Here is a 14956-nt window from a genome sequence, read left to right as displayed (position 1 = left end):
TACATCCTGGCGGCCGTGGCCGTCGGGTGTGGTGCCTTGTCACCCCTGCCCGGCGGTACTGCCGGGGCAGAACCCTTTCCCGGCCCGCCTCCCACAACCGACCCCGCAGCGCCCATCGAAGACACGGGATCCTTGGTGGGGAAGCCACTGCCCGATCCAGAGCTCACTCTGTTGGTGTCGCCGGCCGAAGGTGGACCTGGAACCAGGTTCGAGGCAACCGCAACGCCTGTCGGGTTCTCGGACGAGTGCGTCGTGTCCTTCTCATGGGAATACGGGGGGCCTGACAGCGCGACTGCCACTACGGCGACTTTTGTTGTGCCGCAGAAAGCCAACCCGGCAACCTACGCCATCACCGCGTCATGCAACGGGGTCACGGCAGCGCCCGCGCCGTTCACGGTCACCCGTGCGCCGATCGTCATAGACCTGGGCTTGTCCGTCACCGAGGGCCGCCCAGGCACCGCGGTGACGGCCACGGTCACGGGGTGTCCCGATGAACTCCAGCCGGCGGTACTGGACTGGGACGGTGAACCTCTGGATGGATCAGGCACTTTCACAGTGCCGGCGACGGCCTCCCCTGGGCCGCACGCGGTCACCGCGACGTGCGATACGGCCCGAGACTCCGCCGAATTCGTCGTCACCGCTGTCCCGCAGCCCAGCCTGACACTCAGCAGCGACCGGGGTGCGCCCGGCTCGGGATTCACGGCGACAGGAAGTGGATTCGATTGCCGCGCAGGCGGTGTGGACATCCGCTGGGATGAGGTTCTTGCCACCGCAGCCCCAGCCGGCGCGTTCGGCGTGCCACTCACCGTTCCCACCGGGGCAGCGCCTCGTGAGTACACGGTCCGAGCAGCCTGTACCGATGACCCCGACGTCGCCGACACCGCATCCTTCACCGTGACCGGGGCAGTCACCAGCCAAGTGACCAAAACAGAGCCCCGAGTGTTACCCCAGAACCCCACGCTGACTCTGACTCCGGCCAGCGCCGGCCGAGGTGAGGGGGTGACGGTGACGGGTGGAGGATTCCTGTGCTACAACAACTCTCAGCTGGTCACCTTGGCCTGGGACGACGGGGAGACCCTGCCCGATGCCCGCACCGATGCGTCAGGATCGTTCCAGTCCCGATTCACGGTGCCGGTCGGCGCCGGCGCCGGCACGCGCACCCTGCGTGCCTCCTGCGCAGACGGCGCGGCGACGCAGACCGCTTCGTTCACCGTCGTCGCCAGTCCGGTCACGCCCACACCGACACCGCCGGGTACGGATCCCCCGCCGGAGGACGGTTCCGCCTTCTGGCTGTTGGTGCTGATCCTCGCCGTGGCGATCATGGCCGTCTGGGCTTATCGCCGGTGGCGCACACCGCGTGCACACCCACCGAACCCACGCGTGCACGTCGAATCACATCTCGGCGGCCCACCGGCTGTCGCGCTGCGCGAGACGCCCGGGCAGCGTTCCTTCGCACTCCGCCTGCAGGTTCACGCCGGGGCGGGCAATCACACGATCACGGAGGTGGACGATGACCACACCCGCTCTTGACGGAACCGCGACCGTACGGGACCTGCTCTTCGGCGAGGCCCGGTCCGGGCCGACTGGCGCCCTGGCCGAATCGTTGCGCCGGAATGGGACGGTGCGCGCCCATGTCCCCGGGGCGGTGGGCCTCAACGCCGTCCTCGAGCACGAGTTGGCGGCCAAGGCCGACGAACTCCTGTCCACCAACCTGGCGGATGTGGCGATCGCCGGCTGGAAGCGATACGACGCGCTCAGGCAAGCGGCGCGGCGGACCCTCGACGCCCCGACAACCGAGGAGATCGTCGCTTTGGTGGGACACACCATCGAATCGAGCCAACGCCCGAGAATCGAAGTGTTCGTCGACGGCACCTCGATCGCCACCATCAACATCGATCTCACGATCACTTTCGCCCTCTCCGGTGTGCTCGCCGTGGTCCGGCAGGGCTGGCTGACCGGTGTCCGCACCGGGAGATTCACCGTGAGCGCCTCGCTGGCCGCCCAGCAGGCCGTCCTCGCCGAGCGGAAGCGGCCCTTCGACCTACCCGGAGCCATCTGGTTGCGACATGGGGTACCGCTGCTGGCGGGCGAGCCGGACGCCCCGAACGCCGGCGCACCCGTGGGTATCTGGCGCCGCTAGAAGAGTGGCCCGGGGCCGCGTATCGTGGTGTCGACTCCCAGTTCGGGAGTTGACTTCGGCAGTGAGGTCGTTTGACACGAAGTCCGGTCCGACTGCCTGGGGGCCACGAGCATGACCATGACACCACGTGTCGCCGAAACACTCTGATGCGACCGCATGCAGCCGTTGAATCCGCCGCGGGTCTGACGCCCTTCGGCCACATGGGATGGGGTTTTCACCACCGCTCGGAGTTCCTGGCGCGCGCTGCGGAGTACATCGCCGACGGTATCCGCCAGAACCAGCTGGTCACCTACGTCGGCGAGGCGGACGAACCCACGTTGCGGTCCGAACTCGACGCGATGCCGGCGTTGGCCGGCCTCGACCTCGCGGCGGTCAACACGATCACCGCAGCCGACTACTACGTCTATCAACCCGGAACCGACGTGCTGGACGCCGAAGCGGCCCTCGGGCGCTACATCGCCACGGCCGAGGACGCCGTGTCCAGGGGCTACAACGGGTTCCGCGCCGTCGTCGACGTGACCCCGGTGGCTCGCACCGAAAAACAACGAGAATCGCTGGCCGAACTCGAGTTCCTGGTCGACCAGCAGATGGCGGTGCTGCCGTTCTCCGCGATGTGCGCCTACAACGTCACGCAACTGGGGGCGGCGGCCGGTGAACTCCTGTGCCTCCATCCCTACGTCAGCGCCGGTTCGGTGAACTTCCAGTTGTTCGCGGACCCTGAACCAGAGGTCGATTTCATCTTGACAGGTGAACTCGATGCGTTCACCCAGGACGTCTTCACCACCACCCTGGGCCGGGTCTGGCCCCTCACCGCAGGAACCACGTTGCACATCGACGCCCGGGAACTGTCCTTCGTCGATCACCGGTCACTGATCGCGCTGAGTCAGGTCGGTCGTCGGCATTCGAGCACCGTGGTGCTGCATACCGATCAGCAGTTCATCGGCAGGATCCTCGATCTGCTCGACGTGCCCGGTGTCTCGGTAACACCGTGGCGCGACAGCACTTTCGCCGATGCGATCGCCATGATCGAGGAGGTGAACGAGTTACTGGCCGACACTTTGGGCTGGACCTCAGCCGACGTCCTGACCGTGCTCAGGAACCTGTCCGAGGGAAGCGACATCACCATGCGCGACCTTGCCGCCGGGATTCGTGACGATCTGGCCGACCACTCCCCGGGCCATCAGCGTCAAGCGCGCATGGCTGCCCTCGTAGCGCTCAGGAACCGACTCGCGTGACCTCAGACGCCATCGCACGGGAGACGGGCCACGTCCATGAGGCCGGCTTCTATGGATCAGACGCCGAATTCCGTTCGCTCATCACACCATTCGTCGAGGAGAGTCTGGCGGCGGGGGAACCGCTGATCTTCGGCTACGACGAGCGCAAGAACAAGCTTCTCCGCACCTGGCTGCCCGCCTCGGCGCGAGCCACCTTCCTCGCGGGCGCGAGCTTGTACGCCACCCCCGCGCGGGCGATCGCCACCTTCCGGCGTCTGTTCGCTCGGCATGTGGCAGACGGCGCCTCTCGGATCCGCGTCGCCGGCGACGTGCCCCACGAAGGCAATGGCCGGCGCTTCCACGGCTGGGATCGCTACGAGGCGGCGGTGAACACGGTCTGGAGTGACTACCCGGTGCGAAGTCTGTGCCTGTACGACGCCAGCACCGTCTCGCCCCGGGTCCGGGACGTGGTGGAACGGACGCATCCCTGCCTACTCACCGCGCCCGGCGAGCGGCTGGCCAGTGCCCGCTACGAAGACCCCTTCGTCCCACTGGAGGCCGTCCCCGACGCACTCGAATCCGCAGCGCCGCTGGTGACTCGAAACGACATCAGCCCCGCCGAGGCCCGCGCGATCATCCGGGCTCTGGCAGCACCGCGCCTTGACGGCGATACCGTCCACGACCTGATCCTGGCCGTATCCGAGGCGGTGTCCAATGCGTTGGTGCACGGCCGGCCACCTGTCCGCTTCCGGATGTGGGCCGATCCCGACCAGGTGATCGCGCATGTCCACGACAGTGGACCCGGCCCACGCGGCGCCCTGACCGGGCTCATGCCGGTGAGCAGCGAGACCGGCGCCGGCCTCGGGCTGTGGCTGATTCACCAGTTGGCCGTCGACGTCGATCTCATCAGGGCGCCTGAGGGATTCACCGTCAGACTGGGCGCGCGCAGGAGAACATCGGTACCCGCCGCGCACGCCGACTGAGTTTCGTGGCGCTCACCGTGGCGACTTCTACCCCCGACCGGGTCATGTTCGTTCCCCGTCCGTGAGGCGGGCGTTGTCGGATTTCAGTGCGGTGTTGTCGGCTTCCAGCTGGCTGTTGCGGTCCTGCAGGTCCAAGATCTGGCCGACACCGGCGACGTTCACCCCCGAGGCGAGCAGCTCACTGATGCGCTGCAGCCGCACCAGATCGTCGTCGCTGTAGCGGCGAGTGCCGCCTGCGGTCCGGGCGGGAGTGAGCAACCCACGCTGCTCGTAGAGCCGGAGGGACTGCTCGCCGACACCGGATAGCTCGGCGGCGACCGAGATGCTGTACACCCCGCGCCCGGATCGGTCTGCCGGATCCTCACTCACCAGATCGCCCAATCTGTCGAAAAAAGTTCTTGCCGCAATCTATCACTCGGAGCTATAACTAATCTATGGCAGATCACATAGATGATCTGATGGCAACTATGGGAGGTGGAGATGATGTTGATGCGTACCGATCCATTCCGTGATCTCGACCGCTGGACCCAACAGGTGCTGGGCACCGCAGCCCGCCCCGCGGTCATGCCGATGGATGCCTGGCGCGAGGGAGACGCGTTCATCGTCGAGTTCGACCTGCCCGGGGTGAAGCCCGATTCGGTTCACCTGGACGTCGAACGCAACGTTCTGACCGTGCACGCCGAAAGGCCGGGCCTGGATCAGAACCGGGAGATGGTGTCCGCAGAACGCCCCCGCGGGGTGTTCAGTCGCCAACTCTTCCTGGGCGAGACACTCGACACCGAGCAGATCCAGGCCAGTTACCAGGACGGGGTGTTGCGGCTGAACATCCCGGTCTCCGAGAGGGCGAAACCGCGGCGCATCGAGATCGCCAGCGGTCAAGGCAAGGAAGCCATCAACGCCTGACCGGGGGGCCGGGCGGTGGCGAGCATCCCGCCGGAGGGGAGGTGAGCACAATGATCACTGACGCGCCGGCCGACGCCGTGTTCGAGGAAGCGGAGGCCATTGTGCGCGCCGAGTGGATGCGCGTGCAGCGCGACAACGCCCCCCGTGAGCGCGGACGCTGCGCAGTTCCCGGCGAGATGCCTGCCGCCCGGTTCCACCTCAGATCGGTCGCCGTGGTGACCGCGACCCGTCGACGGTCACCGCCGGCACCCCCGAGACGGTTGGGGCGATGGCCGCCCAGAGATGGATCGCGGCGACAGATGTGGCCTACACAGCGGTCTCCCCCGGGTCGCGCCGAACATTGTGAGCAAGAAGGCCGAACATTGTGAGCAAGGAGGTGATGCCTCAACGATCACCATGCGTGGGCAGTGACCCGCACGTCGCCCGCAGCAGCCCGATCACACTGTGCAACCGCGCCTACCGCAACATCCCCCGTGGGACTTGCGTGCGCACCGCCACGACAGTGGCACCTCTGACGCGGGCCGCGTGCGACGTCAATGCAGCCGGGCCCCGCCGCCGGTACCCGGTACCGGCGGCGGGCGTCTGAGCGCACACCTACCTGCGGCGACAGCCAGCTGGAGGTTGAACCCGGATGAACCACGATCTCGATCCCTACGATGTGCTGGGGGTGACTTCCCACGCCACCCCGGCCGAGATCAACCGCGCGTTTCGTGCCAAGTTACGCGGCCTGCACCCCGATAGTTCGCACGCCGGTACGGGGAGCACCACCGGCACCACACAGCTGGAGCAGCTCATTGCGGCCTACCACCTGCTGCGCGATCCCGAGGACCGCGCCCAACACGACCGCAATGCGGCCGCGGCCACCGCGCCATCGCACCGTGTGGCTGCGAACTCCGCTGGGCCACTGCCGATCCCGGTCACTCAGCACCGCGGCCGAGGGCCCGGGTACCCGTTGTGGGCCGGACCGGTGCGACGCCACCGGTGACCATCGCCGGCCGGCAGCGGTGACAATGAGGCAATGAAACTTCCCGTGCTGCCGCCGGTGTCACCGATGCTGGCCAAAGCCGTCACCGACATCCCGGCTGACTGTGCCTACGAACCGAAGTGGGACGGGTTCCGCTCCATCGTCTTTCGCGACGGTGAAGAGGTGGAGCTCGGTAGTCGCAACGAACGCCCGCTCACAAGGTACTTTCCCGAACTGGTCACGGCGGCCAGAGCCGAGTTGCCGCAGCGGTGTGTCATCGACGGCGAGATCGTGATCGCCGGAGACCGGGGCCTTGATTTCGAGGCGCTGCAGCTGCGACTGCACCCGGCAGCCAGCCGGGTCGCCATGCTGGCGCAGAAAACGCCGGCGGCGTTCATCGCGTTCGATCTGCTGGCGCTCGGCGACCAGGACTACACCGGCAGCCCGTTCAGTGAACGCCGCGCCGTCCTCGAGACGGCTCTGGCCGGTTCGGGCCCGTCGATTCACCTCACGCCGGTGACCGAAGACTCAGACACCGCGCGCCGGTGGTTCCACGAGTTCGAGGGCGCCGGGCTGGACGGGCTGATCGCCAAACCGTTGACATTGACCTACCAACCGGACAAGCGGCTGATGTTCAAGGTCAAGCATCAGCGCACTGCGGATTGTGTGGTGGCCGGGTATCGCTTGCACAAATCCGGCGACGACGCGGTGGGCTCGCTGATGCTGGGCCTCTACAAAGACGACGGCCACCTGGCGTCGGTGGGTGTGATCGGCGCGTTCCCCATGGCCACCCGGCGGAAACTCTTCACCGAATTACAACCGCTGGTAACGACATTCGACGGGCATCCGTGGGACTGGGCGGCCCAGGTGGCCGACAACACCGCCCTGGCCAGGAACATGGGCTCACGGTGGAACGCAGGCAAGAGCCTGTCTTTCGTACCGCTGCGCCCCGAACGCGTGGTCGAGGTGCGCTACGACCACATGGAAGGCGAGAGATTCCGGCACACAGCACAATTCAATCGTTGGCGCCCCGATCGGGACCCACGGACCTGCACCTACGCCCAGTTGGAGCAACCCTTGACGTTCAGCTTGCACGATATCGTTCCCGGCCTGGGCTGAAGACTCACCGCGTTCGCCGGCGTGAAACGATGCGGGGGTGCGTAGACACGGCTGGGCCGGGGACATCCCCGTCGACGACGACGACGCGGTGCGCCGCATCGTCGGCGCGGCCCGGGCGTCCATCGACGCCCGCGGATCGGTCACCGTGTCCGAGGTGGCCACCGCGCTCGGCGTCACCCGCCAAACCGTCTACCGCTACTTCCCCACCCTGGAGGCCCTGCTGGCGGGGACCGCACTCTCGGCGGTCGGCGGGTTCCTGGAGCGGCTCGCCGCCGATCTGCAGTCCATCACCGACCCGACCGAAGCGGTGGTCGAGGGAATTGCCTACACGCTCGAACAGCTGCCCCACGACCGGTATCTGGGACTTGTCATGCAGCCGGGCAAGGCCAGCGCCTTCACCGCCGGCATCACCTCGGAGATGTCGATCTCGTTCGGCCGGTCGATCCTGGAACGCTTCTCGGTCGACTGGGCGGCCGAGGGTTTCAGCGGCGCCGGCCTGGACGAACTGGTCGAATTCATGCTGCGCACCCTGCAGTCGTTCATCCTGGATCCGGGCGGTCCCAGCAGACACGGTTCCGAACTGCGCGGTTACCTGCACCGGTGGGTCGCGCCCGCGGTGCGGGAGCGCTCCGAGACAGCGCGTTTCAGTGAGAGTTCAGCCGGCGCAGGGTGATCGGGAGCCCGTCGGCGGGCGTCGGCCCCGTTCCCCACGTCAGGCGTGGCCGGTAGCCCGCGGGCACGGTCCATTCGAACCGACGTAACAGCTGATGCATGATCGCCTTGACGTTCATGTCTGCGAACTGCTGTCCGATGCATTTGTGCACACCACCGCCGAAGGGCGCGAACGCGTATCGGGTGACGGCACCGGCGTCGCCGCCCGAGGTGAACCGGCCGGGGTCGAAGGTGTCGGGGTCGGGCCACCACTGCGCGAGCCGCATCGATGCGTACACGTTGATCGCCACCTGGCTCTTGCGGGGGATGTAGTGTCCCGCGATTTCGGTGTCCTTGACCGCCTGCCGGAACAGGGTGCCGGCCGGTGCGTACATGCGCAACGCCTCCTTGAACGCAGCGTCCAGGAGGGGGTAGGAATCCACGTCGGCCAGCGTCATGGTGTCATGGGGGTCCGCCCGCGCCTCAGCTCGTAAGTCGCTTTGCCACTGGGTGTTTCGGCCGAGTTCGTAGACCAGCATCGAAATGGCGATCGCGCTGGTGTCATGCGCCGCCATCAGCAGGAAGATCATGTGGTTGACGATGTCGGCGTGGCTGAAGCGGGCACCGTCTTCGCTTTCACTGCGGCACAGCATCGAGAACAGGTCCATGCCGTCACCGTGCAGACGGCTGGGCAACTGGTCGGCGAAGTAGCGTTCCAGGCGTTCCCGGGCGCGTAGGCCCCTGGACCAGACCCCGCCGGGCACATCGGCACGCACGATGGCTTGGCCGCCGCAGACGGTGTCGTGGAAGTCGGCGGCGAGCTGATCCGATTCGGCACCCAGTTCAGTGCCCACGAACACCTCGGCGGCCTGCTCCAGCAGCAGGTGCTTGACCGCGGTGTAGAACGGGAACCGCTGGGCTGGAACCCAATCGGTGACGGCGCGGGCGATACCCGGACACATCAGGCCCAGGTACCCGTCCAGTGCGGACCGCGTGAAAGCCTGCTGCATGATCCGGCGGTGGTCGCGGTGTTCCTCGAAGTCGAGCAACATGATTCCGCGATGGAAGAACGGTCCTATCACCGGCGCCCAGCCCAGGGTGCTGGACAGGGCTTTGTCCTTGTTGATCCACGCGCACTCGAGCGCCTCGGGACCCATCAGGGCGACCACACGGAAGCCGACCCCGCCCGCCCAGGAGACCGGCCCGTACTGCGCGTAGCGCTGCCGCGCGAAGTCGAGCGGATCGACCAGCGTGCTCATGATGTGGCCGAGGAACGGGAAACCGTAATTGCCCATGACCGGTTTGAGGCCGGATCCCCGTGGCGGTTCGGCCAGCGCGCGCGCCCGGCTGGGGTAATGCGATGTCACCGACGCGGCCACCGATTGGGCTCGGTACTTCGTCGAGTCTGCGATTCCGGCGTTCAACACTGCCACGGTGCTTCCTTCCGTATTTCTGGTACGAGATCGTGCCAAATTCCGTCGACCGGCGTCAAGGGTGCGACGATTGTGTGGTGCCCGACATGCCCCGACGCAGCTACGCCGGCCAGTCGGCTGACGATCGTCGCCGGCAGCGGCGGGCGCGCCTGCTCGACACCGCGCTGGACGTCCTGGCCGGAAACGATTGGCGCACGGTCACTGTCGACAAGCTCTGCGCCGCCGCGGGCCTGAACAAACGGTACTTCTACGAGAGCTTCGACACCCTCGACGCGGTGGCCGCGGCCGCCGTCGACGAGATCGCCGCGGACGTCCGCACGGTGACCCTCTCGGCGTTGGCGCAGACCGCAACACTGCCGCTCTCGCAGCAGGCGCTGGCAGCTGCCCGGGCGGTGGTGACGACATTGACCGCGGACCCGCGGCGAGCCCAGGTGCTGCTCGGCGGGGTGGCGACCTCACCGGCTCTGCATCAGCACCGGGCCACGGTGATGCGGGGGTTGACCGGCGTGCTGGTGTCCCATGCCCGCAGCGTGCACGACGTCGCGCTCGAGAAGGACCCGCTGGCTCAGGTGGGGCCGGCGTTCATGATCGGCGGCACCGCGGACGCCATCCTGGCGTATGTCAACGGCCGGGTGCGGGTCTCCGTCGACGACCTGGCGCAGAGCCTGGCCACATTGTGGGTGGTCACCGGCAACGGTGCGGCGGAGGTGGCCCGCACCCGGAAGCCGTGAATGACACCCGTGTGATTCATCCCCAGTGTGGATAACTCCTGTGGATAACTCCGTCTCGATGAGTCCCGGCGCGCCCGCGAGTCGTATCCGGTATGGCCGATCCACGATCCTTCACCCGCGCTGTTGTCGCATTTCCGACCGCCGACCGGCAGCGATCCTTCCGGTTCTACGCACAGGGGCTGGGTTTCGCGACGCCGGGTGAACCCGCCGACGACGGTGTGCCCGAACCCCTTCAAGTGGTGGTGAACGACGCGCTGTGGTTGATGCTCGTCCCGACCGGCGGGTTCGGCTGGGTGACCGGCGGCAGCCAGGTCGCCGCACCCGGCACCGTCGAATGCCAGATCGGACTCACCGCGCCGGACCGCCCCACTGGACGCGGTGCTGTCGTCGGCGCGTGACGCGGGCGCCACGATCGTCAGCGCCGCCGAGGAGAAGCCCTGGGGATACTGCGGGGTGTTCGCCGACCCCGACGGTCATCAGTGGATGGTCGTGGAGGAACCGCCCGGGTGAGGGCCTAGCGTGAATCCGCGAAAAGGTGCACCAGACCAGATGCCACTGCGAAGCGGGGACCGTGGATACCGTCGACATTGGCCCGCCCCACCACCACCGGCACGGTACGCAGCGCCTCGGTGACGGTGCGCAGCAGTTCGTCGTCGAGGGCGCCGCCCCCGGCGAGCACCATCGCCGCCGGGGGTGTGTCGAACGCCCGCAGCGCTCGGGCGATGTTGGCGGCGACGGTTTCCTGTTTGATCGCCAGCCGCAGGCTGCGCCACTCCTCTGCGGCCAACCGACTCGAGAACGGCACCAGGCCCGCGCCACCACGGGTGCACAGTCTGCCGATCGCGTCGGCTGCCGCAGGGGCGTCGAGGAAGACCCGCCGACCGTCCTCCTCGTGCGCCACGTGCGGGCCCTCGACCCGCACCGCCGGGGTGCGTTTGACCGTCTCGGCCAGGGCCTTCGGAATCCCGAGGACGCGGGCCACCGCGACGGTGATCGTCTCGCCCGCCCCGGCCGCCACGACGGTGGCGCCGTTGCCGATCACGTCGATGGTGCCGCCACCGATGTCACAGACCGCCGCACCGGGCGGCAGGCCGGGGGTGGTGCGGGCACCGCGCGCCGCGGCCTCGGGTTCGCCGGCCAAGGTGCGCACCCGGCGCCCACTCAGCTCCGCCAGAGTGCTTGCCGCATCGGCGATCTCGTCAGCGGCCAGCAACGCCACAACGGTGCCCTGCGCCTCGGCGACACCGCGGCGCAACCACACTCCGTTGTCGATGGCGGACATGTCGGTGAAGAAGGCATCGTGTACCGCCAAGCCCTCCTTGGCGGCGGCCACAGCGGACAGCCGCACGCGGCGCGCGCAGCCCGGACCGGACAGTCGAAGGACCGAATGTGCCTGTGCGGGTGAGTATCGCACCGTACCGTCGACTGTCTGCACCTCCACGTAGTCGTCACCCGTGGTCGGCGGTGTGGCGGGTGTGGTGCGGGCGGTGACGGCGATGGCCGAGGCATCGGCCAGCTCCCGGCAGAATTCGGCCACCTGGACCATCCGGTCCGGCGACAACTGCAGCGCGGCGGTCAGCGCGATGGGATCCGCCAGCGCCCGGTACGCCCGGCCCGGCTCGGTGACCTCGACGGCCACCAGTGCGCCGGGCTCGATGTCGATGTCGGCTTCATCGACAACGGGAACATCCAACGGTATGCGGTTGGCGATCAGGACCGCATCATCTTGAGCAACCAGCACACCCACGATCGGCCAGCCGCGGCCCACCGCGTCGGTGATCCGGGCCGCAGCCTCCTCGAAATCGCAGTCCTGGCCGACGGATACGATCACCGGGCCGTCGGTGACCGCGCCGGTCAGATCGTCCAGCCGCACATGGCGGCCCACCCCGTGCCCGCGCCCCGCCGCGGTACTGGCTTCGGGTGCGCGCAGGCTGCGGACCGGGGAGTCGGGGGCCTGCGCACGCGGGAGAGGGGCGGTGGCGGTGTCCACCGGCCGCAACACCGCCAGCAGCAGCTCGTCGGCCACCACACCGGCATCAACCTCGATGCGGTGCAGTAGCGCCGCCGCACCGTGCAGTGACTCGCGAGATCCCTTGCGGCCGCGCGTCGGCGCCTGGCCATGAGCCACCGCTGCCACCGTCGTCCCGGAAACCCGTGCGAGGACGATCTCGGTGGTGTGGTTACCGATGTCTATCCCGGCAACGGTGCAGTGCCCAGACCTCAACGCAGCAGACCCCGCCGGGCGTATGCCTCGGCGGCCTGGCGCACCAGGGCGGCACACCGGGAGGCACCGCGGGCCTCCAGGCTGGTCCCCAGCTCGGCGAGTTGCTCGGCCGTGGACCGGTGGGGCCGCAACGCCTCGTACAGGTTCATCACGTCGTCATCGTCCATGGTGGCCAATTCGGCTGCGCGCAGGAAGTTCTCGGCCAGTTGCGGGTTGCCGCCCGCCTCGGCGACCACGGCTTGGTGAGCGAGCACCGCCGGGTCCATCCGCAGATCCGACAGGCTCAGCTTGCCGTCGACGGCGTTGCCCACGGTGATGTTGTCCGGTGTCATCGGCGAACGACCTCCACGGTGACCGGTGGTTCGCCGGGCTGACAGGCCTGCCGTTCCAGGGCGACCAGCGCAACGGCACGGGCGTGGTAGCGCGCCGAGATGGACTCATCGGTGCCTCCGGTGAAGATGGGTACCGGGGCCATACCCTTGGCATGCCTGGCGGCGTTCTTACCGAGCTCGCGATACATCTGCGCGGTCAGCAGTGGCGCCACGCTGAACAGTTCGAGATTGGCCAGCGGCGCCAGATCACGGCGGTGGATCAGCGTTGTTCCTTTGCCCTGCAAGCCGATTCCGATCCCCGAACCCGACAGCCGCGCCGCGGTGAGACCGATCAGCCCGACATCGATGGTGGAACGCACCCGCACCAACCGCGGCACGCAGCCCTCCTCCTCCAGCCCGGCCGAGATCTGACGTAACACTTCACCGATCGGCAGCCCGCACAGCGTCAGCCATACGCTGCGACCCCAGGCCGGCGACAGACCGATGCACACCTCCCGGGGATCACCGCTCTGCCGGGCGGTTTCACCGTCGGTGACGATCAGGTGCCCGCGGTGTTCCTCCTGGTCTGCCGTGAGCTCCGCGGCACTGCGGGCCTGGCGGATGCCGTCGATCTCCGCGGCCCGCTGCGGTGTCGGCGCGTAGCCCGTACCCGGCCCGGCGTAGTCGTTCGGGTCCGTGAGTTTCGACAGCACCCGGAAGTCCTTGTCGAAGATCGCCGAGGTCTGCAGCTGATCACCGCGCAACCGTTCGCGTGTCAGCCGGGCGATGGCGTCCGCCTCATCGGTGAAACCGGTCCGCTGCAGCGATGCGATCACATCGAACACCGTGAGCTGTTTGGCTTCGATCGAGGCGGCTGCCTCGGCCACCATCTTCGGATGGCCGGCGGGCAGGTCACGGGAGCCGTTGGCCGCCACCACCTCGTCGACGCGGTCGTCGTCGTAATCGGCCAGACCCAGATCCCGGTACACGGCCTGCACTGCGGTGGCGGCGCGCCGGCGCACCGACTCCAGGTGCTGGGGCGAGACGGTGCGCAGCCCACCGTCGGCACCCCAGTCACGCTGCAGGACCAGGAAGTCGTCCATATCGTCGGAGTTGAAGTTGGACAACGCAAAAGCGTTGTCGTAGCGCGGAATCGAGCCGAAGCCGGAGAAGATGAAGTCAGCTCCGGCGAGCAGCACCGGCAGGGTGTGGGCGCTGCGCCGGATATCGGATTCCGAGATCAGGTTGTCGTTGCCCGCGCAGGACTCCAGGTCCCGCATCATCACCATGAGGTTCTCGGCCAGCAGCTCTTTCATGCCCTCGGGCACCGCGGCCACCACGCCCACACCGTCGATACCGCCGTTCTGCACCCCCTGGGATCCCAGGGCCCGGGCCAGCGAGACACAACGCGACTCGAGGTAGAGGATCGAGCATTTTTCGGCCGCGCCCATCAGCACCTCGGCGCCACCCCCGCTGGTGACCCGCATCTTCAGTCCGCGCGACGCGTAGGCGGACGTGAGAATGGCCTTGCTGAACGGGGTGTCGTCGCCGTCGACGAACACCTGCTCGGTGCCGTAGATCGAGATGGTCTCGGCGTAGCTGGTCAAACCACGCAGCCCGAGACGCAACTCCAGGGCTTCCTCGATGGAGCACTGCGCCATGGCCCCGGGCGTGCCGACCTGGCTGCCGATCAGCAAGGCGACGGCATTCGACGGTGCGTCGCTGAGCACCGGCACCGTGGTCTCGACTTCGCGGAATCCGTAGGCCACCGCGCTGGCGGCGTCGGCGGCGATCAGTAGCGGATCGTCGAGCTGGTTGGTGACGTGCGCCTGATTGCTCGGGGTGCGCCTGGCCCGCATCTTGGCCATGGCCATCTGCATCTCGACCGGTGACAGCACCGCGATGACGCGGGCGAGCTTGGCCGGTGTGGTGCCGCCGATCAGTCGCACCACCTCGGCGCGGGGCACATTGACATCGACGGCCATCCGCGCCAGCGCCGCGTCCTCGAGGGCCATCGCCTCCTCGGCCACCGACAGGTCGATCCCGTATCGGGCGATGAACTCGTCGATGACGTCGAATTCGGCCACGGACTTGCCATCGAGCTCGACCACCGTGCCGTTCTCGATCACCAGCGAGGGGGCCGGGTCATGCGGGCTGCGCATCGCGACCAGACCGAGGTCGGCGTCGGCGACACTGAACCCGTCGAGGTTGACCGGTTTCGAGTTCAGTACCCGAAACCGGCCCAACTCCTGCGCCAATGCGCCCTCCTGTAGGTCGTGGATC

At 67.8% G+C, this 14956-nt stretch carries 16 protein-coding genes; 11 read left to right on the top strand and 5 right to left on the bottom strand.

The genetic code is table 11. From position 1 onward, the window contains the following. Window positions 1-315 precede the first annotated feature (315 nt). The 4 genes from NL241_RS01570 to NL241_RS01555 all read left to right on the top strand — a co-directional run bounded on the left by NL241_RS01570 (window position 316) and on the right by NL241_RS01555 (window position 4337). Window positions 316-1530 carry a hypothetical protein gene (locus tag NL241_RS01570; RefSeq protein WP_494396587.1) on the top strand — a complete coding sequence of 405 codons (1215 nt, stop codon included), beginning with the start codon at window positions 316-318 and terminating at the stop codon, window positions 1528-1530. Then, window positions 1511-2140 (top strand): hypothetical protein, encoded by a 630-nt coding sequence (locus NL241_RS01565; RefSeq protein ID WP_494396586.1) that lies wholly within the window; start codon window positions 1511-1513, stop codon window positions 2138-2140. The genes NL241_RS01570 and NL241_RS01565 overlap by 20 nt, the downstream gene beginning before the upstream one ends. A 146-nt stretch (window positions 2141-2286) precedes the next feature. Next, a complete protein-coding gene (locus NL241_RS01560; protein ID WP_487693794.1) occupies window positions 2287-3375 on the top strand; it encodes an MEDS domain-containing protein in 1089 nt (362 codons plus the stop codon). Continuing rightward, window positions 3372-4337, top strand: a complete 966-nt coding sequence (locus NL241_RS01555) for an anti-sigma factor RsbA family regulatory protein (protein WP_487693793.1) — start codon at window positions 3372-3374, stop codon at window positions 4335-4337. Before NL241_RS01560 ends, NL241_RS01555 begins: the two co-directional genes overlap by 4 nt. A gap of 42 nt (window positions 4338-4379) precedes the next feature. Here NL241_RS01555 and NL241_RS01550 read toward each other — a convergent pair whose 3' ends face one another. Next, window positions 4380-4706, bottom strand: a complete 327-nt coding sequence (locus NL241_RS01550; protein ID WP_487693792.1) for a MerR family transcriptional regulator — start codon at window positions 4704-4706, stop codon at window positions 4380-4382. 111 nt (window positions 4707-4817) lie between these two features. Between NL241_RS01550 and NL241_RS01545 the strand changes: the two genes are divergently transcribed. The 4 genes from NL241_RS01545 (at window position 4818) to NL241_RS01530 (ending at window position 7996) form a co-directional block, all read left to right on the top strand. Then, window positions 4818-5240, top strand: coding sequence for an Hsp20/alpha crystallin family protein (locus NL241_RS01545; protein WP_487693791.1), 423 nt, complete (start codon window positions 4818-4820; stop codon window positions 5238-5240). 631 nt (window positions 5241-5871) lie between these two features. Continuing rightward, window positions 5872-6225, top strand: a complete 354-nt coding sequence (locus NL241_RS01540; protein ID WP_487693790.1) for a J domain-containing protein — start codon at window positions 5872-5874, stop codon at window positions 6223-6225. Window positions 6226-6258: 33 nt separating this feature from the next. Next, a complete protein-coding gene (locus NL241_RS01535; RefSeq protein WP_494396585.1) occupies window positions 6259-7323 on the top strand; it encodes an ATP-dependent DNA ligase in 1065 nt (354 codons plus the stop codon). A gap of 37 nt (window positions 7324-7360) precedes the next feature. Continuing rightward, window positions 7361-7996 (top strand): TetR/AcrR family transcriptional regulator, encoded by a 636-nt coding sequence (locus tag NL241_RS01530; protein WP_494396584.1) that lies wholly within the window; start codon window positions 7361-7363, stop codon window positions 7994-7996. Here the strand turns inward: NL241_RS01530 and NL241_RS01525 are convergent. Further along, on the bottom strand, window positions 7968-9398 hold the full coding sequence (locus NL241_RS01525) for a cytochrome P450 (protein ID WP_487693965.1): 1431 nt from the start codon (window positions 9396-9398) through the stop codon (window positions 7968-7970). The genes NL241_RS01530 and NL241_RS01525 overlap by 29 nt on opposite strands. Before the next feature lie 95 nt (window positions 9399-9493). Here NL241_RS01525 and NL241_RS01520 point away from each other — a divergent pair, with 95 nt between their 5' ends. From NL241_RS01520 to NL241_RS01510, 3 genes are all read left to right on the top strand, one after another. After that, window positions 9494-10138: a TetR/AcrR family transcriptional regulator gene (locus NL241_RS01520; protein ID WP_487693787.1), complete on the top strand. Its 645-nt coding sequence runs from the start codon at window positions 9494-9496 to the stop codon at window positions 10136-10138. A gap of 92 nt (window positions 10139-10230) precedes the next feature. Next, complete coding sequence (locus NL241_RS01515; protein WP_494396583.1) at window positions 10231-10536, top strand: VOC family protein; 306 nt, start codon at window positions 10231-10233, stop codon at window positions 10534-10536. Then, the gene (locus NL241_RS01510) at window positions 10517-10648 is read left to right on the top strand and encodes a VOC family protein (protein ID WP_494396582.1); all 132 of its coding nucleotides are present in this window, start codon (window positions 10517-10519) and stop codon (window positions 10646-10648) included. The genes NL241_RS01515 and NL241_RS01510 overlap by 20 nt, the downstream gene beginning before the upstream one ends. 4 nt (window positions 10649-10652) lie before the next feature. Here the strand turns inward: NL241_RS01510 and NL241_RS01505 are convergent, their stop codons facing one another. From NL241_RS01505 to NL241_RS01495, 3 genes are read right to left on the bottom strand one after another with little or no spacing between them, the layout of a single operon-like run. Next, the gene (locus tag NL241_RS01505) at window positions 10653-12362 is read right to left on the bottom strand and encodes a diol dehydratase reactivase ATPase-like domain-containing protein (RefSeq protein ID WP_494396581.1); all 1710 of its coding nucleotides are present in this window, start codon (window positions 12360-12362) and stop codon (window positions 10653-10655) included. Continuing rightward, window positions 12359-12694, bottom strand: a complete 336-nt coding sequence (locus NL241_RS01500; protein ID WP_487693784.1) for a diol dehydratase small subunit — start codon at window positions 12692-12694, stop codon at window positions 12359-12361. The genes NL241_RS01505 and NL241_RS01500 overlap by 4 nt, the downstream gene beginning before the upstream one ends. Next, the gene (locus NL241_RS01495; protein ID WP_494396580.1) at window positions 12691-14931 is read right to left on the bottom strand and encodes a propanediol/glycerol family dehydratase large subunit; all 2241 of its coding nucleotides are present in this window, start codon (window positions 14929-14931) and stop codon (window positions 12691-12693) included. The genes NL241_RS01500 and NL241_RS01495 overlap by 4 nt, the downstream gene beginning before the upstream one ends. Window positions 14932-14956: the final 25 nt, after the last annotated feature.

It is taken from the genome of Mycolicibacterium sp. SMGY-1XX (assembly GCF_059132455.1).
Note: the sequence above shows the minus strand (reverse complement) of the source record. Positions and strands in the feature narration are given on the sequence as shown.

Excerpts from the sequence above, each read along its gene's own strand:
- NL241_RS01565 (WP_494396586.1), top strand. The coding sequence starts at position 1,511 with ATGACCACACCCGCTCTTGACGGAACCGCGACCGTACGGGACCTGCTC.
- NL241_RS01560 (WP_487693794.1), top strand. The coding sequence starts at position 2,287 with ATGCGACCGCATGCAGCCGTTGAATCCGCCGCGGGTCTGACGCCCTTC.
- NL241_RS01545 (WP_487693791.1), top strand. The coding sequence starts at position 4,818 with ATGATGTTGATGCGTACCGATCCATTCCGTGATCTCGACCGCTGGACC.
- NL241_RS01540 (WP_487693790.1), top strand. The coding sequence starts at position 5,872 with ATGAACCACGATCTCGATCCCTACGATGTGCTGGGGGTGACTTCCCAC.
- NL241_RS01535 (WP_494396585.1), top strand. The coding sequence starts at position 6,259 with ATGAAACTTCCCGTGCTGCCGCCGGTGTCACCGATGCTGGCCAAAGCC.
- NL241_RS01520 (WP_487693787.1), top strand. The coding sequence starts at position 9,494 with ATGCCCCGACGCAGCTACGCCGGCCAGTCGGCTGACGATCGTCGCCGG.
- NL241_RS01515 (WP_494396583.1), top strand. The coding sequence starts at position 10,231 with ATGGCCGATCCACGATCCTTCACCCGCGCTGTTGTCGCATTTCCGACC.
- NL241_RS01500 (WP_487693784.1), bottom strand. The coding sequence starts at position 12,694 with ATGACACCGGACAACATCACCGTGGGCAACGCCGTCGACGGCAAGCTG.